16 protein-coding genes are annotated in these 19987 nt (G+C 51.8%); 15 read left to right on the top strand and 1 reads right to left on the bottom strand.

Annotated features, from left to right (window positions below; translation table 11 throughout):
* Window positions 1-2: 2 nt before the first annotated feature.
* The gene (gene mfd, locus Q8W32_RS13190; protein ID WP_305415300.1) at window positions 3-3458 is read right to left on the bottom strand and encodes a transcription-repair coupling factor; all 3456 of its coding nucleotides are present in this window, start codon (window positions 3456-3458) and stop codon (window positions 3-5) included.
* Between the two features lie 718 nt (window positions 3459-4176).
* Between mfd and Q8W32_RS13185 the strand changes: the two genes are divergently transcribed.
* The 15 genes from Q8W32_RS13185 (at window position 4177) to Q8W32_RS13115 (ending at window position 19947) form a co-directional block, all read left to right on the top strand.
* Window positions 4177-5628: a glyceraldehyde-3-phosphate dehydrogenase gene (locus Q8W32_RS13185; RefSeq protein ID WP_303431978.1), complete on the top strand. Its 1452-nt coding sequence runs from the start codon at window positions 4177-4179 to the stop codon at window positions 5626-5628.
* A gap of 423 nt (window positions 5629-6051) precedes the next feature.
* Window positions 6052-7386, top strand: a complete 1335-nt coding sequence (locus Q8W32_RS13180) for a Na(+)-translocating NADH-quinone reductase subunit A (protein WP_303431979.1) — start codon at window positions 6052-6054, stop codon at window positions 7384-7386.
* A 2-nt stretch (window positions 7387-7388) separates the two neighbouring features.
* Entirely contained in the window at window positions 7389-8600 is a 1212-nt protein-coding gene (locus tag Q8W32_RS13175) for an NADH:ubiquinone reductase (Na(+)-transporting) subunit B (RefSeq protein WP_303431980.1), read from the top strand.
* Window positions 8590-9387, top strand: coding sequence for a Na(+)-translocating NADH-quinone reductase subunit C (locus tag Q8W32_RS13170; protein WP_303431981.1), 798 nt, complete (start codon window positions 8590-8592; stop codon window positions 9385-9387). Before Q8W32_RS13175 ends, Q8W32_RS13170 begins: the two co-directional genes overlap by 11 nt.
* 1 nt (window position 9388) lies before the next feature.
* Window positions 9389-10051: an NADH:ubiquinone reductase (Na(+)-transporting) subunit D gene (locus Q8W32_RS13165; protein ID WP_303431982.1), complete on the top strand. Its 663-nt coding sequence runs from the start codon at window positions 9389-9391 to the stop codon at window positions 10049-10051.
* Window positions 10051-10665 (top strand): NADH:ubiquinone reductase (Na(+)-transporting) subunit E, encoded by a 615-nt coding sequence (gene nqrE, locus Q8W32_RS13160; RefSeq protein ID WP_303431983.1) that lies wholly within the window; start codon window positions 10051-10053, stop codon window positions 10663-10665. The genes Q8W32_RS13165 and nqrE overlap by 1 nt, the downstream gene beginning before the upstream one ends.
* A gap of 12 nt (window positions 10666-10677) precedes the next feature.
* The gene (gene nqrF, locus Q8W32_RS13155) at window positions 10678-11901 is read left to right on the top strand and encodes an NADH:ubiquinone reductase (Na(+)-transporting) subunit F (protein ID WP_303431984.1); all 1224 of its coding nucleotides are present in this window, start codon (window positions 10678-10680) and stop codon (window positions 11899-11901) included.
* A gap of 263 nt (window positions 11902-12164) precedes the next feature.
* A complete protein-coding gene (locus Q8W32_RS13150; protein WP_305415296.1) occupies window positions 12165-13355 on the top strand; it encodes a fatty acid desaturase in 1191 nt (396 codons plus the stop codon).
* Window positions 13356-13460: 105 nt separating this feature from the next.
* Complete coding sequence (locus Q8W32_RS13145) at window positions 13461-14132, top strand: SDR family oxidoreductase (protein WP_303431986.1); 672 nt, start codon at window positions 13461-13463, stop codon at window positions 14130-14132.
* 48 nt (window positions 14133-14180) lie between these two features.
* Window positions 14181-14549 carry a hypothetical protein gene (locus Q8W32_RS13140; protein WP_303431987.1) on the top strand — a complete coding sequence of 123 codons (369 nt, stop codon included), beginning with the start codon at window positions 14181-14183 and terminating at the stop codon, window positions 14547-14549.
* A 467-nt stretch (window positions 14550-15016) separates the two neighbouring features.
* Window positions 15017-16003: an ABC transporter substrate-binding protein gene (locus Q8W32_RS13135; protein WP_305415295.1), complete on the top strand. Its 987-nt coding sequence runs from the start codon at window positions 15017-15019 to the stop codon at window positions 16001-16003.
* A complete protein-coding gene (locus Q8W32_RS13130; protein WP_303431989.1) occupies window positions 16003-16617 on the top strand; it encodes a hypothetical protein in 615 nt (204 codons plus the stop codon). Before Q8W32_RS13135 ends, Q8W32_RS13130 begins: the two co-directional genes overlap by 1 nt.
* Complete coding sequence (locus Q8W32_RS13125) at window positions 16614-17678, top strand: iron ABC transporter permease (RefSeq protein ID WP_305415293.1); 1065 nt, start codon at window positions 16614-16616, stop codon at window positions 17676-17678. The genes Q8W32_RS13130 and Q8W32_RS13125 overlap by 4 nt, the downstream gene beginning before the upstream one ends.
* A complete protein-coding gene (locus Q8W32_RS13120; protein WP_303431991.1) occupies window positions 17675-18457 on the top strand; it encodes an ABC transporter ATP-binding protein in 783 nt (260 codons plus the stop codon). Before Q8W32_RS13125 ends, Q8W32_RS13120 begins: the two co-directional genes overlap by 4 nt.
* A gap of 662 nt (window positions 18458-19119) precedes the next feature.
* Window positions 19120-19947, top strand: a complete 828-nt coding sequence (locus Q8W32_RS13115) for a substrate-binding domain-containing protein (protein ID WP_305415292.1) — start codon at window positions 19120-19122, stop codon at window positions 19945-19947.
* Window positions 19948-19987 lie beyond the last annotated feature (40 nt).

Raw genomic sequence — 19987 nt, 5'->3', positions numbered from 1 at the left:
GGTCAGAGTTCCTTTTGCAGTTCGGTCAGCACCTGGTCGATGACGTTAAAGCGCCGGTCGATAGTGTCCATGTTGAAGTAGAAACGCAAGGTGTGGCCACCTTCCAGTTTGTAGCTGTGGGATTTGCTTTGTACCAGCTTGACCAGCGTGAAGGGGTTGATTTTGGTGTCGGCGCTGAATTCCAGTCGACCGGAGTCGGAACCAACGTCGAGCTTGGCAATGCCCAGCGGGTTGAGCCGCAATTTCAGCGCGGTTTGGCGGAACAGGTTTTTCACCGGGTCTGGCAGTAGCCCAAAGCGGTCGATCATTTCGACTTGCAGTTCTTTCAGTTCGTTATCGCTCTGGCCGTTGGCAATCCGTTTGTAGAGCGTAAGGCGGCTGTTGACGTCGGGCAGGTAGTCGTCCGGGATCAGCGCCGCAATATGCAAATTGACATCGGCCATCTGTTTCGGGGTCAGGTCGTCAGATGGAATCTTGCCGGAGCGCATCGCCTGTACGGCTTGTTCCAGCATTTCCATATAGAGGGTAAAGCCGATGGTTTCGATCTGGCCGCTTTGCTCTTCGCCCAATAATTCCCCGGCACCCCGGATCTCAAGGTCATGGGTTGCGAGCATAAAGCCCGCACCGAGGTCTTGTGCCGAAGCAATGGCTTCCAGACGTTTTTCAGCGTCCTTGGTCATCACTTTGGGCGGCGGTGTCAGCAGATAGGCATAGGCCTGATGGTGTGAACGGCCAACCCGGCCACGCAGCTGATGCAGCTGGGCCAGGCCGAATTTGTCGGCCCGTTCAATAATAATGGTGTTGGCTGAGGGAATGTCGATGCCGGTTTCAATAATCGTGGTGCAAACCAGCACATTAAAGCGTTTGTGGTAAAAATCACTCATCACGCTTTCAAGTTCGCGCTCCGACATCTGGCCGTGGGCAAATACAACCCGGGCTTCCGGCACCAGTTGGTCCAGTTCACGGGTGATTTTCTCGATGCTTTTGACTTCGTTGTGCAGGTAATACACCTGACCACCACGGAGGATTTCCCGCAGGATGGATTCCTTGATGGTGGCTTCGTCGTACTGGCGTACAAAGGTTTTGACGCTCAGTCGCCTTGCCGGTGGGGTGGCAATGATCGACAGGTCGCGAATGCTGGCCATGGCCATATTCAATGTACGCGGGATCGGCGTGGCGGTCAGGGTCAGAATATCGACATTGGCGCGCAAGGCCTTGATGCGTTCTTTTTGCTGTACCCCGAAGCGGTGTTCTTCATCGATGACCAACAACCCGAGGTGTTCAAACCGTACGTCTTTTTGCAGCAGCTTATGGGTGCCGACGACGATATCGGTTTTGCCATCAAGCATGCGTTCAAGAGCCTGTTGGGTTTCCTTGGCGGACTTGAAACGCGACAGTACATCGACCTTGACCGGCCATTCGGCAAAGCGGTCGGCAAAGTTCTGGTAATGCTGTTGTGCCAGCAACGTGGTAGGGACCAGTACGGCGACTTGCTTGCCGCTTTGTACCGCCATAAAGGCAGCTCGCATGGCCACTTCGGTTTTACCAAAGCCTACATCGCCACACACCAGCCGATCCATGGGGCGTGGTGAGCACATATCGTTGACAACGGCGTCGATGGCGGTCTGTTGATCCGGGGTTTCTTCATAAGGGAAGCCCGCAGCAAAGCGGTCGTATTCTTCGTCCGGGCCGTTAAAAGCAAAACCTTTGCGGGCTTCCCGGCGGGCATAGATTTCCAGTAGCTCGGCGGCGGTGTCACGAATTTTTTCGGCGGCCTTGCGTTTGGCGGCCGCCCATTTTTCGGTGCCGAGGCGGCTGATTGGAATTGCCCCGTCTTCGGCTCCGCCGTAGCGTGAAATCAGGTGTAACGACGACACCGGTACGTACAATTTACTGTTGTTGGCGTATTCCAGCACCAGAAATTCATTCAGCTGGCCACCGGCATCCAACGCCTGTAGCCCTTGATAGCGGCCGATGCCGTGATCGAGGTGTACCACGGGGGCGCCGGGTTTCAGCTCGGACAAGTCACGGATAGTGTTGTCGGCATCGGTTTTCTGTTTGTTGCGGCGGCGGGTCTGACGAATGCGCTGGCCGAACAATTCATTTTCGGTAATCAGGGCCAGCGGTTGGCTGGCGTCGATCACAACGCCCTTGCTGAGCGGTGCGGTGGTGAGCACGAGCTGGTCGTTGCTCTGGGTCGCAGTGATCCAGTCCGGGTGCTCACTGGCCCGGATTTTGATGCGGCTGAGTAATTCTTTCAGGGCTTCCCGACGACCGGCTGACTCGGCACAAAACAGCACTCGGGTGTTGGCGTTGGCTTGCAGCCAGGATTGCAGGCGTTGCAATGGTTGATCCAGTCGCGAGTCGATACTGATGTCGGGCAGGGGGTGGGTGTCAAACCGGACGGCACCGCCGCGGCTGGGCAGGTCGGCATCATGCCATTGAATGCGTGGGTAATCGTTGAGATGACTGAACAACTGGTCGGTTGCGATAAACAGCTCACCTGGCGCCAGGATCGGGCGGGTGCGGTCGTAGCGGCGGCTTTCGTAACGCTGCTCCAGTTCATTACGAAAATGTTTGGCACCGGGTTCGATACCGGCATCGTGAATGATCAGGGTATTGCGGGGCAGGTGGTCAAAAAAGTTACCCAGATCATCGGCAAAAAACAGCGGTAAATAGTATTCGATACCCGCCGGGGCAATGCCCTGGCCGATGTCGACATACACCGAGCAGTCGTTGGGGTTGTGCTCAAAAAAGTCGAACCAGCGATGTTTGAACATCTTGATGGCGGCGGCATTGAGCGGGAATTCCCGGGCGGGCAGAATGCGGATGCTGTCGACTTTATCCAGCGTGCGCTGGTTTTCAGGGTCGAAGGTTCGCAGGGTCTCGATTTCGTCATCAAACATATCGATGCGGAATGGTAATGCCTGACCCATTGGGAAAATATCGACAATGGCCCCTCGAACAGCAAATTCGCCGTGTTCATACACGGTGTCAACACAATGATAACCGGCGGCCTGTAACTGCTTGCGGGTATTGTCGACGTCAAAGTGCTGGCCGACGTCCAGTGCAAAACTCTGGCCTTGGTAAAAGCTGGCAGGGGGCAGGCGATGCAACAGGGTTGCGACCGGGATAATCAGAACGGCCTGACGAATATCCTGCAACTGGCTGAGGGTGGCGATCCGTTGGGAAATGATGTCCTGATGGGGAGAAAACACATCATAGGGCAGGGTTTCCCAGTCGGGAAATAACAGCACGGGCAGTTTGGCGGCGAAAAAACGAATATCTTCTTCCAGCTGCAAGGCGTTGGTGGTGTCGTTGCATACCACCAGGGTCAGGCCCTGATTGGATGATGCGGCCTGGGCAATGGCCAACGCCAGGCTTGCTCCCTCAAGATTGCCCCAGAAGCGACGTTCGGCAGCTTTGGTTGGCAGGTCGGGAGTCATCGGACTGGTCATGCGTTCTCCGTGCGTATATCGAAGGGTGGAATCGGCAGGCGGTCAAGTGTAATCAATGGCTGGAAGGGTGTCACAGGTTTCCCGTCAGAGGGCTGCTGTTTTGCCCTGCCAATGCGGATCAGACAGGCTGGTATTAGGAAATCATTGAGAAATCATCGGCGGTTGGGCCTTGTGTATCTCCTGGAGAGAACGTAACCACGTGACTGTTTTGTCATGGAATTGTGTCAATTCGAGGAATTTTGACACCTTTTGAGCCCAATAATCCGCTGTTTACCCTGTGTCAACCAATGGGCAATGGAAGTATTTTGTCAGTTTGGGTCGGTTTTTGTTGGAAATTAACTACGTTAATTGTGCAGCTTGTCATTATGTGAATCGAGGTAAGAGTGTTGTGATGGTGATTTCAAAAGCCACGACCTGGTCGCGAGGGACAGACAGGTTTGGGTATTGAGGACGATGACAACAAGATAACGACAAACAGGGGCTATGCTATGGAATATGCCTTTGCTGAGTCGCTATTGTTGGCCGTACTGGCCTGAACCGGTCTGGCTGATTGATGGTGGCATGGGAGGAGCAATGGTCGTCTGGTTCACCAAATTCGAAAAAATAGGTAGGTTTTCTACAAAGTCGGTTGCTTTTTGGTCGGATTGTGAACTTGGGCCGGCACGTGCATAATCTGCACCGTAATGATCCCTCGAACAATTAAATGGAAGGTTTGCCTGTGACTCAAGATATGCGCGACACCTGCTTGCAGGATTGGATGGAACGCGAAGCGATTGCTGAATCCATGATTCCCCTGATTGGTGGTTTGTACCGCACTCATAATGTGATCACATCCCTGTATGGTCGTGCGATCATCAATCGTTCTGTGATTGATATTCTGAAAGCACATCGTTTTGTCCGTCACATGGAAAAACAGGAAGTCACTGTCCGCGACACGTTCCCGATTCTTCAGGTTCTGGCAGAGCTGGATATCAACCGTGTCCATGTTGATATCGGCCGTCTGGCGGTAAAATTCCGCACTGAGGCAAATGGTCGCGACCTGCGCACCTTTGTGACTGACGAGCTGGGTGACGCCGTTGGCCAAACCACAGAAGATGGCGAAAACCGTGACATCGTATTGTACGGCTTTGGTCGTATCGGTCGTTTGCTGGCTCGTATCCTGATTGAAAAATCCGGCGGTGGCCGTGGTTTGCGTTTGCGTGCCATCGTGGTTCGTCGCGGCAAGGGTGATGACCTGGTCAAACGCGCCAGTTTGCTGCGTCGCGATTCAGTACACGGTACTTTCCGTGGCAGCCTGTCTGTCGATGAAGAGAACGAATGCCTGATCGCTAACGGCAACGTGATTAAAATCATCTACGCTGGTAGCCCATCTGACGTTGATTACACGGAATACGGCATCAAGAACGCTCTGGTGATTGATAACACCGGTGTATGGCGTGACGAAGATGGCCTGAGCCAACACCTGAAATGTAACGGCGTTGCCCGTGTGCTGCTGACTGCACCAGGCAAAGGCGATATCAAGAACATCGTTTATGGCATTAACAACGGTGATATCACAGAAGCCGACAAGATCCTGTCTGCGGCTTCCTGTACCACCAACGCGATTACGCCGGTTCTGAAAGTGATGAACGATGAGTACGGTATTGTCAGCGGCCACGTTGAAACCGTTCACTCCTATACCAACGACCAGAACCTGATCGATAACTACCACAGTGGGGATCGTCGTGGCCGTTCTGCACCGCTGAACATGGTAATTACGGAAACAGGCGCTGCCAAGGCGGTTGCCAAGGCATTGCCAGCACTGAAAGGCAAGCTGACCGGTAACGCGATCCGGGTTCCAACGCCTAACGTTTCCATGGCGATCCTGTCGTTGAACCTGAGCAAGGACGTCAGCGTTGATGAGGTAAACGAGTACTTGCGTGAAGCTTCCCTGCGCTCTGACCTGCATCGTCAGATCGACTGGGTAAACTCACCGGAAGTGGTATCTCTCGACTTTGTTGGTAACAGCCATGCCGGTATCGTGGATGCCAAGGCGACGATTGTGAATGGCAATCACGCCAACCTGTACGTTTGGTACGATAACGAATACGGCTACAGCCGCCAGGTTATCCGTATCGCGCATCAGTTGTGTGGTGTTGAATACCCGACTTACCCACCGGTACAAAACTGAGTGCTGACCGGCTCACGACTGCTCTGAATGGGCTGCTGAGCCGGTACAATGCATGCCGTTATCGAGGAGAAAGCAGCGATTTTCTTCTCGATAACGTTCTGATTTCCCTGTCATGACTACCTTCCTGATACTCCTGTTTCTTGCTGTTTGGCACTGAATAGCCTCTTTTTGGTATAGATTGTTCCCTCTAAAGCATGATCTACCTACACCCTTGATCGCTAGATTATTCGGGTGCGCCTCTTTATACTAACCGCCGATTTTTCACTTAGTAAACTTAGCAAACGAGTATCCAAGTGCTTGTTTCCCAATGCAATTGCAAGTAATACGAGCCTGCTTCCAGCTTCAGTGATGATTTTGGTGGCCTGTTCGTGTGTTTGTGTTGCGGATTCTGGCGCAGCGGACTCATGTGATTAGGCGAGGCATATGATCAAAATTAAAAAAGGTCTCGACTTACCTATCACCGGAATTCCTGAGCAAACCATTACATCGGGCCAGAACGTAACGGAAGTTGCGATACTGGGCGCGGACTATGTTGGTATGAAGCCAACAATGGCTGTTCAGGAAGGTGATTCGGTCAAGAAGGGACAAGTCCTATTTACAGACAAGAAGACCGAGGGGGTGCAGTTTACCGCTCCGGTTGCGGGTGTGATCAAGGCGGTAAACCGCGGCGATCGCCGGAAATTCTTGTCGATTGTTATCCAGCTCGAAGGTTCTGATGAAGAAACCTTCAATCATTATCCAGTAGATGCGCTGTCATCCCTGGCGGCAGCCGATGTCCAGAGCAATCTGGTGAACTCCGGTTTGTGGACCACTCTGCGTACCCGTCCATATTCCCGGGTACCGGCACTGGACAGCACGCCTGATGCTATCTTTGTCAATGCCATGGATACCAACCCGCTGGCAGCCAATCCGGAATTGATCATTGCCGAGCAAGCCGATGCTTTCAAGCATGGGCTGCAGGTGCTGAAAAACCTGACAACTGGCAAGCTGTTTGTCTGCAAGGCACCGGGCGCCAATATCCCGGCCGCTGGTGTAGAAACAGTGGAAGAGTTTGCGGGAGCTCACCCGGCTGGATTGGCGGGCACGCATATTCATTTTCTGTACCCTGTCAGTGAACAGCGCACCGTATGGACAATCGGTTATCAGGATGTGATTGCCATTGGTATCCTGTTTACGACGGGCAAGTTGTCTTCCGAGCGCGTCGTCGCGCTGGCTGGCCCACAAGTCAAAAAACCGCGTTTGATCCGTACTCTGGTCGGTGCCAGCTTGCAGCAGTTGACTGCTGGTGAACTGGTCAATGCCGAGAACCGTATTGTTTCAGGTTCTGTGTTTGGTGGTCGTACTGCCGCTGGAGCTGAGTCTTTTCTGGGTCGCTACCACAACCAGATCAGCGTACTGCGGGAAGGGCGTGAGCGTCCATTGCTGCATTACCTGACTCCAGGTGCCAATCGCTTCTCTGTGATGCCGATTTACCTGTCCAATCTGATGAAGAAGAGCTTTCCGTTTTCGACTTCAACCAACGGCAGTGAACGTGCCATGGTGCCTGTCGGCGCTTATGAACGTGTGATGCCGCTGGATATGCTGCCAACCCAGTTGTTGCGAGCGTTGATTGTTGAAGATATGGAATCGGCCGTTGCGCTGGGTGCACTGGAGCTGGATGAAGAAGATCTGGCTCTGTGTTCTTTTGTTTGCCCAGGCAAATATGAGTACGGCCCGATCCTGCGTAAAAATCTTACTCGAATTGAGGCGGAGGGCTGATTATGGGTCTGCGAACTATGCTTGATAACCTGGCGCCTTTGTTTGAGAAGGGCGGCAAGTACGAAAAGATGTACCCGCTGTATGAAGCGGTTGATACCGGTCTGTTTTCACCACCAAATGTGACCAATAACACGGCGCACGTACGGGATGGCATTGACCTCAAACGTATCATGATCACGGTATGGGTCTGTACCTTTCCGGCGATGCTGTTTGGTATGTACAACATTGGCTTGCAGGCGAACGAAGCCATGGCAGCCGGTGCCGGTACCGTCATTGAAGGATGGCGCGAGTTTCTGATTGTATTGCTGGGTGGTGGTGCTCACGATGCGGCCAGCTTCTGGGATAACTTTGTTTTTGGCGCGGCTTATTTCCTGCCTGTTTACGCCACGGTCTTTATTGTGGGCGGTTTCTGGGAAGTGTTGTTTGCCACCATTCGTCGCCACGAAGTTAACGAAGGGTTCTTTGTGACTTCCGTGCTGTTTGCTCTGACCTTGCCCCCCAGCATTCCGCTGTGGCAGGTGGCTCTGGGCATTTCGTTTGGTGTTGTGATCGGCAAGGAAGTGTTCGGTGGTACGGGCAAAAACTTCCTCAACCCGGCACTGACGGGTCGTGCTTTCCTGTTTTTTGCTTACCCGGCCAATATGTCAGGTAATGCGGTATGGACGGCAGCCGATGGCTTTACCGGTGCGACAGCATTGAGTAATGCGGCTGAAGGCGGCGTACAAGCTATTATTGATGCGGGTGTTAGCTGGAGTGATGCATTCTTCGGCACTATCCAGGGCTCCATGGGTGAAACCAGTACGCTGGCGATCCTGTTGGGTGGTGTGGTACTGCTGGTGATGAATATTGCTGCGTGGCGTATTGTCGCGGGTGTGTTTGGCGGCATGGTGGTTTTCAGTCTGTTGCTGAATATGATTGGCTCAGACACCAACTATATGTTTGCCCTGCCGTGGTACTGGCATCTGGTCGTTGGTGGTTTTGCGTTCGGTATGATCTTTATGGCTACCGATCCAGTGTCCGCTTCCATGACCGATACCGGCAAGTATGCTTTTGGTGCCTTGATCGGTTTTATGGTGGTTATGATTCGGGTGGTTAACCCGGCCTTCCCTGAAGGCATGATGCTGGCCATTCTGTTTGCCAACCTGTTTGCGCCACTGATCGACCATTTCGTAGTGCAGGCAAACATCAAGCGGAGGATCGCCCGTGTCAGCTAATAACGACAGCATTCAAAAAACTCTGACGGTTGCTATTTTGCTGTGCCTGGTGTGCTCGGTGATTGTTGCCGGTGCCGCAGTGGGTTTGCGTGGCAAACAGAATGAAAACAAGGCCAATGATAAAAAAATCGCGGTATTACAGGCTGCTGATTTGTATGTCGAAGGCCAGCCGGTAGCTGATCAGTTCACACAGATTTCTACCCGTATTGTTAATCTGGAAGCAGGACGTTTTGCGACGGATGCTGAACTCCAGGAAATCCGTGATGCCGGTTTGACGGTCGAAAACTTCGATCAGAAAAAATCGTCCAAGACGCCTGCGCTGTCTCGTGCCTTGTCTTCTGAAGAAGATGAAGCCAGCATCAAGCGTCTGGAAAAATACGCGGCGGTCTTTATTGTCGGCGGTAGCGATCATATCGAGAAGATTATCCTGCCGGTTCACGGCTATGGTCTGTGGTCTACCTTGTATGGCTTCCTGGCGCTGGAAGGCGACATGGATACCATCGTTGGCCTGGGTTTCTATTCTCATGCTGAGACCCCGGGACTGGGTGGTGAAGTCGATAATCCCAAGTGGAAAGCACTGTGGGTGGGCAAAAAAGTCTTTAATGATCAAGGCAATGTCGCAATCAGTGTCGTAAAAGGTGGTGCAGAAGCCGGTAACCCTTATCAGGTTGATGGCTTGTCTGGTGCTACCTTGACCAGCCGTGGTGTCAGCAATCTGGTACGTTTCTGGGTTGGTGGCAAAGGCTTTGGCGAATTGCTGAACAAACTGAAAGGACAGGGGGCGTAATATGTCTGATCTGAAAAAAGTTCTTACCGAACCGCTTTTCAGCGCAAACCCGATTGCAGTTCAGATTCTGGGTATTTGTTCTGCATTGGCAGTAACGACCAGCCTGAACGTAACACTGGTTATGTGTCTGGCGCTGACTTCGGTAACGGCGTGTTCCAACTTTGGTATCGCGCTGATCCGTAATCATATTCCAAACAATATTCGAATCATCGTACAGATGATCATTATTGCGTCACTGGTTATCGTGGTGGATCAGATCCTCAAGGCGTATGCCTATGAAGTCAGCAAGCAGTTGTCGGTGTTTGTTGGTCTGATCATTACCAACTGTATCGTGATGGGACGCGCAGAAGCCTTTGCCATGAAAAATGGCCCGGTGCTGAGCTTCTTTGACGGTATCGGTAATGGTCTTGGCTACTCCGTGGTTCTGGTTTCTGTTGCGACCGTGCGTGAGTTGTTTGGCTCTGGCAAATTGTTTGGTTTCGAGATCCTGCCATTGATTCAGGATGGTGGCTGGTATCAGTCCAACGGTTTGCTGCTGTTGCCGCCGTCTGCCTTCTTTATTATCGGTGGTTTCATCTGGATTCTGCGTACTGTGAAGACCGAACAGGTCGAAGCACCAGATTTCAAAATCCTGCCTAACACTGAACACTCAGGAGGTCACTAATGGAACACTATATCAGTCTGTTCGTTAAGTCCGTCTTTGTGGAGAACATGGCGCTGTCGTTCTTCCTCGGAATGTGTACCTTCCTGGCAATCTCCAAGAAAATTCAAACGGCGATTGGTCTGGGTGTTGCGGTTATCGTGGTGCTGGGTATTACCACACCGGTCAACAACCTGATTTATACCTACTTGCTTAAAGAAGGTGCATTGACCTGGATCTCCAACGATTTTGCTGCGGTTGATCTGAGCTTCCTGGGCCTGCTGACCTATATCGGTGTTATTGCCGCCATGGTCCAGATCCTGGAAATGGTGCTGGATAAGTATGTACCGGCTTTATATAACGCGCTGGGTGTATTCCTGCCGCTGATCACGGTGAACTGCGCCATTATGGGTGCTGCCTTGTTCATGGTGGAACGTGACTACAACTTTGGTGAAAGTACCGTATTCGGTATTGGTGCCGGTGTGGGTTGGGCGTTGGCCATTGCTGCTTTGGCAGGCATTCGTGAAAAACTGAAGTACAGCGATGTGCCAGCAGGTCTGCAAGGTCTGGGTATTACCTTTATGACTGTAGGTCTGATGTCTCTTGGCTTCATGTCCTTCTCTGGCGTATCACTGTAAGGAGACGAAGTTTTGGATATTGAAATTATTCTGGGCGTAGTGATGTTCACCGTGATTGTATTGTCACTGGTGTTCATCATTCTAGGCGCTCGCTCCCGGCTGGTTAGCTCGGGTGATGTAACCATCATGATCAACGGCGAGCGGGAAGTAAAAACCGAAGCCGGTGGCAAGCTGCTGCAAACTCTGGCCGCTAATAATATCTTTCTGTCGTCTGCTTGTGGCGGCGGTGGTACCTGTGCCCAGTGCAAGTGCAAGGTAACGGAAGGTGGCGGTGAAATGCTACCTACCGAAGCCTCTCACTTCACCAAGGGTGAGGCCCGTGAAGGATGGCGGTTATCCTGTCAGACACCAGTCAAGCAAGATATGGTGGTTGAAGTTCCGGAAGAAGTGTTTGGGGTGAAAAAGTGGGAAACGACCGTTGTTTCCAACCCGAACATGGCAACCTTTATCAAGGAGCTGACACTGGCTTTGCCTGAGGGCGAAAACGTTGACTTCCGTGCTGGTGGTTACGTGCAGCTGGAATGTCCTCCGTATGAAATCAACTTCTCTGACTTCGATATTGAAGAGCAGTATCGCGGTGACTGGGAGCGTTTTGGTTTCTTCGACATCAAGGCTGTTAACAAGGAAACCACCATTCGTGCCTATTCCATGGCTAACTATCCTGAAGAAAAAGGTTTGGTGAAGTTCAATATTCGTATTGCAACGCCACCACCAGGATCCCAGGGTATTCAGCCAGGTATTATGTCGACCTTCGTCTTTAACCTGAAACCAGGTGACAAGGTGACGGTATACGGTCCATTTGGTGAGTTCTTTGCTCGTGATACCGATGCGGAAATGGTCTTTATCGGTGGTGGTGCCGGTATGGCACCGATGCGTTCGCATATCTTCGATCAGCTCAAGCGTTTGCACTCCAAGCGCAAGATCAGCTTCTGGTACGGTGCGCGTTCATTACGCGAACTGTTCTATCAGGAAGAGTACGACAAGCTGGCTGAAGAGAATGAAAACTTCGAATGGCACGTGGCGATGTCTGATCCACAGCCAGAAGATAACTGGGACGGTCTGACCGGCTTTATCCATAACGTACTGTATGAACAGTACCTCAAGGATCACGCTGCGCCAGAAGATTGTGAGTACTATATGTGTGGGCCTCCAATCATGAACCAGTCTGTAATCAACATGTTGCTTTCTCTGGGTGTTGAGCCTGAGAACATCATGCTGGATGACTTCGGTGGCTAATCACTGAGTTGTTCCTGAAAGCCGCGCTGACAGCGCGGCTTTTTTTTGCCTGTTATTTGAGCGCAAAGAGGGCGACCCGGTTTTCTGGCGATAGAAAGGTAGTGAAACTCGGACTCATCAGGAAGGTATTGTGACAATGGGGCATTTTTAACCCTATTTCAGTCTATTTCACTCATGTCGCATGTCGAATGACACAATCGTGGTTTAGTATAAATACTAGAGGTGTGTTTGTTACTGCACCGACCGTCACTAGAAAGGGTATTATGCTGTCAAACGATCAAGCACCATCTGCCAGCGAGCAGAGTGAAAATAATCAGAACAATAACAAGCCGCCTATCTACTGGGTTCCGACCATCATGTTTGCAGCCAGCACGCTGGGCGTCTTGACCCTGGTGCCCTGGTATGGCTTCACCTATGGTTATGAGACCTCGGCCTGGGTTACCTATATTGTGATCACCTGGCTGACAGGGATGGCGATTACCGGTGGCTATCATCGTCTCTGGTCGCACAATGCCTATGAAGCACACTGGGTGTTGCGCCTGTGGTACGTCTTGTGGGGAGCTTCTGCCCTGCAGAATACCGTGTTGGAATGGTGTTCTGGCCACCGCAAGCACCATCGTTATGTTGATGATGTCGAGCATGATCCATACTCCGCCAAGCGGGGGTTGTGGTTTTCCCATATCGGCTGGATGCTGCGAGAGTGGCCGTCAGGCAAAACTGACTACGCCAACGTCAAAAACCTGCTGAAAGACCCCATTGTGATGTGGCAAGACAAATACTACGTCTGGATTGTATTAGCCATGAACGTGGGTCTGCCTGCTGCGCTGGGATGGATGTTCGGGGATGTCTGGGGCATGTTGCTGCTGGCGGGTTTGCTGCGCTTGTTTACGACCCATCACGTTACTTTTTTTATTAATTCCATTGCTCATAAATGGGGTAGCCAGCCTTATACCGATGAAAATACTGCACGCGATAATCCGTTTTTTGCCTTTCTGACCCATGGTGAGGGCTATCACAATTACCACCATATTTTCCAGAATGACTACCGCAATGGTATTCGCTGGTATCACTGGGACCCAACCAAATGGTTTATCAAGGCCTGCTCATGGGTTGGCCTGGCCTCTAATCTGAAAACCATATCTGATTTTAAAATCCAGCGCGCCAAGGTTCAGATGCAGTTCAAGCGAGCGAAGGAAGAGCTGGCTTTGCGGCAGCTTAAAGAAGCCGATTACCAGCGCTGGAGTGCGGTGCTGGAAAATGAATATGCCCAGTTTAAATCCATGCTGAACGACTGGACCAACCTGCAAGGGGAGCGTTACTCCAGTACGCGTCAGTCTCTGGCTTGTCGCTGGGAAAAGGCGGCGATTCGTACGCGCTACCAGGAGCTGGAATATGCGCTCAGAATGCAGCACCAGCGTATGCAGGCGTTGATGCTTGAACTGACGCCTGCCTGATCAGAGGTGGTCGCCAGGAAAACACCATAGTCATTGCATCCTGTCACGGCCCTTGGTTAGTATGGCGCGGATTGTTCATATCAACCGACCAGACAGGAGAGAGGCATGGCGAATGTACTGATTACCGGGGCCAACCGGGGTATTGGGCTAGAACTGGTACGTCATTTTTCCAGTCGTGGAGACTGCGTTATGGCGGTTTGTCGTGAGTCTTCGGAAGCATTGGATACACTGGCAGACCAGATTATTACCGGTATCGATATGACCGATGCCGAGGCTGTCCAGGGGTTGCAAACGATCGTGGCGGAGCTGTTGGATGGACCGCTCGATCTACTGGTCAATAATGCCGGTATCTTTGCCAACGACACTCTGGATCAGCTGGACTTCGAGCAGATCAGTCGCCAGTTTGAAGTGAATACCCTGGCACCGCTGCGGCTCGTACACACCTTGCTGCCGCTGATGTGTGAGGGCAGTAAAATTGCCAATATCACCAGCCGCATGGGATCTATGGCAGATAATGGTTCCGGTGGTTACTACGGCTATCGAGCATCCAAGGCTGCATTAAACGCGTTCGGCAAAAGCCTGGCAGAAGATCTCAGACCTCGCGGTATTGCCGTGGCACAATTACATCCCGGCTTTGTCCAAACCCGCATGGTGAACTTTGCGGGTGATATTTCTCCGCAGCAAGCAGCCGAAGGGCTGGTTGCTCGCATCGATGAACTGACAATAAGCAACAGTGGTGGTTTCTGGCATTCCAATGGCCAGCCTTTACCCTGGTGACATTCGTTATACACACCGCTACAACAACCGCTTCAACAGGATATTTACATGGCAAATGCCCGTATCACCAAAAAATACCATACACGTTACCTGGCTGATTTTTTTGTCGAATGCACTCAGGCAAAAGAGTGGGAAGAGAAACTCAAGGCACTGAGCCTGGAAGATAAAACCGATACAGCGATTGATGGGTTCCCGGCCAGCTTCGAACAAGAATTCCCTGAAGTGGCTGGTCTTGGTCTTCATTACTGCATCGAACGCGTTGAACTGGCCGATATTCCGCGTGCTGCTTCTTGCTGGTGGCCGGTCGATGAAGCGACCCAGTATTTTATGTGCTACCCGGCCGACTTCCCACAAAGCGCGATCTTTATGGCCATCGATTTCGATAATACCGATCATGAATGTGGTCATGACCACTAGGCACGACCCGGTAACACCTTTCTGAATAATCCCTGCCATTGGTCTGGCATGACAGCGCCCGCTTGAGCTTCGTCTCAAGCGGGCGTTGCTGTTTTTGATCAGTGTTGATGGATTATCTCTCCTCAGGCCATTGTTGTGATTGCCGGATCTGCAACGGAGGCTGTTTTTATCAGGTTTGTTACTTCGTTAGGTAGTTTGTATATATAACGACATGGTGTCTGTTTTGCGACATGAGCGGTCACGTTTGATTTATAAAAATCTATAGAAATCAATGTATTATAAATTTATACAGATGGTACCTGTTTTGCTTCTTAAGTTATTACTATTGAAGCATTCCTATAAAGGTAACCAAAGTGAACGTGTTGTGGGAAAAAACCGGAAGATGTAATAGCTGGCTGCTGCATATCCTCTTGGGGGTGATGTTACTGTCTGCTCATCAGTCTGTGGTCGCGGCCAAGACAACGTCGATGACAACCGATATGGCTGGCAGAGAAGTCATCTTGCCTGATCATATACATCGCCCACTCGGGGCCGCTCCTCCCTTGACTGCTCTGCTTTACGCACTCGATCCTGAGTTGGTACTGGCGTTGAATATTCCTTTTTCTCCGGCCAGCGATGGCTTTGTTGATCCTCGGATGTCGACCCTGCCGATTATTGGCAGTTCCATGGGGCATGGCCGCCAGGTTAACCCTGAAACCTTGCTGCAATTGCAGCCGGATGTGGCACTGGTTTGGTTAAACCGGTTTATGTCCCCAGGCAGTGATGTGATTGAAAAGCCGTTTCGCACCACCGGCATTCCGATTGTGTACGTCAAGCTGGATACGCTGGAAGACTGGATAGCCGCATTTGAGTATGTCGGGTCTTTGGTTGGGCGGGCTGAACGGGGCAAGCAACTGGCTGCCTATATCCGCCAGTCCTTGCAACGGGTTAGCAGCGGGTTGGCTGGTATTGGCAATAAACAACGGGTGACCGTGTATTACGCCGAAACAGCCGACGGCCTGGCTACCGATTGTCATACCTCCTTCCATACTGAAGCAATCAACCTGGCTCACGGGTACAACCTTTATCGTTGTCAGCCGAAAACCATGATGGGGCAGGAGCGAGTGGATATGGAGCAGGTCATGCTTTGGAATCCGCAGTATATCGTCGCCCAGGACTCTATGTTTACTCGTAGGGCAGCTGCCGATAAACGCTGGCAGCGGCTTTCAGCCTTCCTCAATCAACGGGTACTGACTGTGCCGCATTTACCCATGAACTGGCTGGATCGGCCACCGTCTTTTATGCGGGCGTTAGGTATCCAGTGGCTGGCGAATGCGTTTTATCCACAACAGTTTCCATTCAACCTGAAAGAAGAAACCCGTCATTTTTACCAGCTGTTTCTGGGTGTGGATCTGACCGATCAGCAGCTGGCAATCTTGCTGGATAGCGACCAGGCAATCAAAGGAGATGAGTAATGAGCAAGCGTGATATCGACGAATTGAACCGGATACCAGCGGATGCCAAACAAATAGACTGCTTTTGCAGTGGCTCCCAGCTGCAAGCCGAACCGCAGGAGCGCTGGATGAATCGTAAAGAGACAGAAGCTTTTCCAGCGGTGCCATTGCCCTCCAGCGCATTGTATAACGAGGTCGGGGCCGAGGCTCTGACCGGCTTGGTTGAGCGGCATCACCAACGGCTTCAGCTCAGCGTGATCGGTACCTTGTTTCCACAGCAACCCCATGCCTTTGCCGCTACGGTCGCCAAAAGTGTGGCCTTTATTCTGGAAGGGGCCGGGGGGCCGGTTGATTTTACCGAACGGCATGGAGAGGTGCGTATGCGTGAGCGACATTTCCCTGTCAGTATTGATGAAGCCGCACGTGATGTCTGGTTGCTGGAATTATTGCGCAGCTTTGATGATGTGGACTTTCCATCGCACTGGCGGGACACCTATTGGCGTTGGATGGAGGCATTTTCTTTACGTATGGTGAACCGCCGCACACGTATGGAACCGTTATCGCGTTATCGGCTGGCAGATGCCCAGGCCAGTCTGCTGGCCAACCTGGCGGCGTTTGGCCGCCTAGAGCAATGACGGACTGGTTATTAAAAGCCTCCGGGCGACTGTCATACCACTGGCCAGATTACCTGTCTGGCCGCTGGATGCTATTGGTCGGACTACTGTCAGCCGCCATTCTACTGTCCTTGGTTTCAGGCCGTTATGCACTGGAAATACAGGATATTGTACAGTTTTTTATGGCCCATATTGGCTGGCAGACAATGGATAGCAATCGCTACGAGTTGCTGGAAACCTTGCTGATGGAGATTCGCTTGCCCCGGTTGCTAACTGCGGCTTTGGTGGGGGCTGCGCTGGCCGTTTCTGGCTCAACCTATCAGGCGGTGTTTATTAACCCTCTGGTTTCTCCCGGATTATTGGGAGTACTCGCAGGATCTTCATTCGGTGCTGCCTTGATGATGGTCTTGGCGCCAGCCTGGTGGATGGTACAGCTGGGGGCCATCGCTGGCGGCCTGTTAGCCGTGGTAGTGGCGCTGGGAATTGGCCGCATGTTTGGTAATGCCTCGACCATTATGCTGGTGCTGGGCGGTATTTTTACCGGCGCCTTGTTTGCCGGCCTGCTGGCATTGGTAAAATACGCTGCCGATCCTTATGAGCAGTTGCCAGCCATTATCTATTGGCTGATGGGGTCGCTGGGGTTAGCCAATATGGGTGATCTGGCCCTGTATGCACCACTGATGCTGGCAGCGATTATTGGTTTGACGTTACAGGGGAGGGTGCTGGATATACTGACCCTGGGAGACGATAGTGCAACGGCGCTGGGGTTGTCGGTCAGTCGGGTACGGCTGATGCTGATTCTGCTGGCAACGCTGGCATCGGCATTAACGGTCTCGCTGGTGGGTATGATCGGCTGGGTTGGCTTGCTGGCCCCTCATATTGCCCGCCTGCTGGTCGGGCCATTAAATCGCCAGCTGATACCGGCCAGCGCCCTGGTTGGCGCCATTTTCATGCTGTTCGCCGACGTGTTAGCCAGAAGCCTCATGGCGGCGGAACTCCCTATTGGTGTTGTGACCGAACTGATCGGACTGCCTGTGTTTCTGTTGGTGTTGCGTAATGTTCGTAAAGGGTGGAATACATGAACGATATTGTGATGACGGTTAGTCACCTGACGTTCCGCTACCCGCACCAACCTCAGCAGACAATTCTGAATGACATCAGTTTTCATATTGGCACTGGAGAAGTGGTGTCCTTGTTGGGCGCCAATGGCTGCGGTAAAAGCACCTTGCTGAAACTGTTGCAAGGGTTGTTGCAGCCGACTCAAGGCGATGTTTACTTGCTTGGCAAGCGAGTGCAGGAGTGGACGCGGCGGGATATTTCCCGGCTGATTGCTTATGTTCCTCAGGCGGGACAGCTGCCTTTCCCATACCGGGTACGGGACCTGGTCGCGATGGGGCGTATTCCTCACCACGGCTTTTATCATCAACCTGGCAAAGATGATGACGCGGCAATTGATGAGGCTATGCAGCGTTTGGGGATCTCCGACCTGGCCAATAAAACCTGTACCGAACTCTCTGGTGGTCAGCAACAGCTCTGTTTTCTCGCCCGGGCGCTGGCGCAGCAAACGACGGTGATCCTGATGGACGAACCGGTGAACGGCCTGGACTTTGGTAACCAGTGGCGTTTGCTTTCCCTGCTAAAAGATCTCGCCGCCGACGGCTACAGCATTATAAAAACCACCCACTACCCGGATCATGCTCTGGGGTTGCCGGGGAGGGCGGTGTTGTTGCATCAAGGAAAAATCCTGCAGCAAGGGCCGCCACCAGAAGTGATTAACCCGGCGTCTATCCGGACGCTGTACCAGTTGGACGAAAGCAGTTATCCCGCCTTGCGTTACCATCATAATCCTCAAGAAAGCTGAGAGTGGGGTTGGGGTTCAGAAGTCAAAAACTGAATCACCCCGGCTTTTGGGAAGGCTCCAATTTATTGGAGCACTGTCATTTATAGATGTGACCTGAAGTGTGAACGCACTGGCGCATGCCTTGCCCCCGTCTCAATGGACTGGCTATCCAGCCCTACAAGTCAATCTAGCTTCGATTAACAATCAGTTGACTCAATATATGTAAATATAAGTAATATAAAAATAGGATATTTCTCAGGCTTGTTTGATCTAAAAACAGCCTTCTAGTCAAAAAGCGGATCAAAAAAGAACCAAAAAGCTACTAAAAACACAATTCCGTCTTATTTACGACAATTATAGGTATTTGTACTACATATAACATTGCAAGCCTGCCAAACGCCGCCAATCTCCTGTTGATGCCACCTTCAGTACATCACGGTATATCACTGTAATTTTGATTTATTTACTTAAAAATCAAATAGTTATTTTTAAGTGATGGTGGTTTTTCTGGTTGAGAAAACTTCATGCAACAACTGGTATATCTGTTGCTATTCCCTCCGTATGTGTCGTTATTTAGTTAAACCTTATAGAAAAGTGTTCGCTTGCCAAATTCCTGCGCTGGCAAGTGGTAGCAACACCAAGCGGGTAACCCTCACTAGTGACACTTGATGGAGAATAACCCTATGAAAAAGCAAGTTCTGCCCGTTATCAGCACTCTCGCCATGGCCATCGCCTTCAGCGCTTCCGCCCAGGCGGTTACCGTTGAAATCGCCGCTGCCAAGCTATTTGAAGATGCGCTGGGTTCAGGCACTACCGAAGGCCCGGTGATCCAGGCATTCAAGGCATCCAGTGCCTATACCAATCTGGGCTACAGTGTTGATTTTACGATTGCTACGGGTTCGTCTGGTAGCCACGCAACCACCATTGCCAATAACCTGGATAACGACGTAGTGGTCTACGAGTTATTTATTTCGGCGGATACCGATTATCCCGATGATCTCTACGACGACTACTACGCACTGGGCTACACCTCCTCGGTAGAAGTTGTTTCCGAAGGCAAGCTGATGCACTGGTCCAATGGCAATGTTGATGTTTCTACCAATTGGCCCACCAATTTTATTGCCAACTACACCAGCCCTGGTATTGGTATCTGTAATCCAACCAATGGTCCTTACGGTGTGGCCGCAGAAGATATGATCGATGACTATTACTCTCCGATCAGCTCCTCCTCTGATACCACCCAATACAGCACCATCAAAATGGTCGACAACAATGTGTCGAGCGGCACGATGGAATCCGGCTTTGTGCCGACCGCACTGCATTGCAGCAGTGGCACCGTCAGTGTGCCAAGCGGTGCCACCTATCATGTGTTTGACGATACCTATGATCATGGAGCGATCCAGATCTACAGTGGCACGACCAATGTAGATACCGCGGTAGCCACCTTCATGACCTGGCTTGCCAGCAGCGCTGGTCAGGCCGAGCTGGAAGATTACTGTCTGGCGTTCTGATCCCACTCGCCCTGTTAGGCATCGCTGACAGGGCTCCTCT

The organism is Oceanobacter sp. 3_MG-2023 (genome assembly GCF_030688925.1).
In the GTDB taxonomy this organism is placed as follows: Bacteria; Pseudomonadota; Gammaproteobacteria; order Pseudomonadales; family Oceanobacteraceae; genus Oceanobacter.
This window is presented reverse-complemented; position numbering and strand designations above follow the sequence as displayed.

What these genes read in the sequence shown, in the direction of transcription:
- Q8W32_RS13130 (WP_303431989.1), top strand. Translation starts at nt 16,003, where the DNA reads ATGAGCAAGCGTGATATCGACGAATTGAACCGGATACCAGCGGATGCC.
- Q8W32_RS13115 (WP_305415292.1), top strand. Translation starts at nt 19,120, where the DNA reads ATGAAAAAGCAAGTTCTGCCCGTTATCAGCACTCTCGCCATGGCCATC.
- Q8W32_RS13150 (WP_305415296.1), top strand. Translation starts at nt 12,165, where the DNA reads ATGCTGTCAAACGATCAAGCACCATCTGCCAGCGAGCAGAGTGAAAAT.
- Q8W32_RS13180 (WP_303431979.1), top strand. Translation starts at nt 6,052, where the DNA reads ATGATCAAAATTAAAAAAGGTCTCGACTTACCTATCACCGGAATTCCT.
- Q8W32_RS13125 (WP_305415293.1), top strand. Translation starts at nt 16,614, where the DNA reads ATGACGGACTGGTTATTAAAAGCCTCCGGGCGACTGTCATACCACTGG.
- Q8W32_RS13120 (WP_303431991.1), top strand. Translation starts at nt 17,675, where the DNA reads ATGAACGATATTGTGATGACGGTTAGTCACCTGACGTTCCGCTACCCG.
- Q8W32_RS13175 (WP_303431980.1), top strand. Translation starts at nt 7,389, where the DNA reads ATGGGTCTGCGAACTATGCTTGATAACCTGGCGCCTTTGTTTGAGAAG.
- Q8W32_RS13140 (WP_303431987.1), top strand. Translation starts at nt 14,181, where the DNA reads ATGGCAAATGCCCGTATCACCAAAAAATACCATACACGTTACCTGGCT.
- Q8W32_RS13135 (WP_305415295.1), top strand. Translation starts at nt 15,017, where the DNA reads ATGACAACCGATATGGCTGGCAGAGAAGTCATCTTGCCTGATCATATA.
- nqrE (WP_303431983.1), top strand. Translation starts at nt 10,051, where the DNA reads ATGGAACACTATATCAGTCTGTTCGTTAAGTCCGTCTTTGTGGAGAAC.
- mfd (WP_305415300.1), bottom strand. Translation starts at nt 3,458, where the DNA reads ATGACCAGTCCGATGACTCCCGACCTGCCAACCAAAGCTGCCGAACGT.
- Q8W32_RS13145 (WP_303431986.1), top strand. Translation starts at nt 13,461, where the DNA reads ATGGCGAATGTACTGATTACCGGGGCCAACCGGGGTATTGGGCTAGAA.
- Q8W32_RS13165 (WP_303431982.1), top strand. Translation starts at nt 9,389, where the DNA reads ATGTCTGATCTGAAAAAAGTTCTTACCGAACCGCTTTTCAGCGCAAAC.